Here is a 667-nt window from a genome sequence, read left to right on the forward strand (position 1 = left end):
GCGGTGCGGGCGGGCGTGGTCGTGGTGGCGGATCGGGGCGTCGCAGTAAGGGGTGCGGCAGGTTTGGTCGCGGAGGTCGATGAACCGGGCCAATGCTTTGGGGAACAGTCGAGCCCGGGAATCCATGGCCACCAAGGCCCCGGTCGAGGGTCGGGCGTAGAGGCGGCGCAGCGTGGCCCGGGAGCGGGCGTCGGTGGCGGCGTTCTTGATCAGGGTGCGGGCGGTTCCGGCGGGGACGGGTCCGTAGCCCTGCACATGGGCGGGTTGGTGGCTGCCGGCGATCAACGTCTGATCCGACATCACCACATTGACCGTGATCGGGACCGGCGCGGCGGCGGGATGCCCGGTGACCCGTTCGTAGACGGTGTCGGCCATGATCTGGCCGCGGCTGCGCTCGTCGAAGGTGGTGTCGGCGGCCCGCTTGAGGGCGGCATAGACCCCCACGCCCTGGGCCACGGGCAGCAACACGGTCACATAGGTCATGCACTCCGGTGCGGGCCGGATCGTCACTGTCCGGTCGGCGGCGGCTTTGGCGGCCCGTTCGACCACGGCTTGGGCATCGAGGCGGTAGGCGATTTTCTTGGCTTCGGCCTCGACCCTTTTGTCACCCCAGCCCTGCAGACGGCGGGGATCGTGGCACAGTTCGGCATCGAGTTGGCGGCGGTGT

The 667-nt window shown here is 69.7% G+C and carries 1 protein-coding gene; it reads right to left on the reverse strand.

Features of this window, described 5'->3' with window-relative positions; genetic code table 11:
* Positions 1-667: DUF222 domain-containing protein (locus A5757_RS11985; RefSeq protein WP_156618337.1), on the reverse strand; the 667-nt coding region annotated here is incomplete at both ends.

The sequence above is a fragment of the Mycobacterium sp. 852013-51886_SCH5428379 genome (assembly GCF_001665575.1).
Taxonomy (GTDB): domain Bacteria; phylum Actinomycetota; class Actinomycetes; order Mycobacteriales; family Mycobacteriaceae; genus Mycobacterium.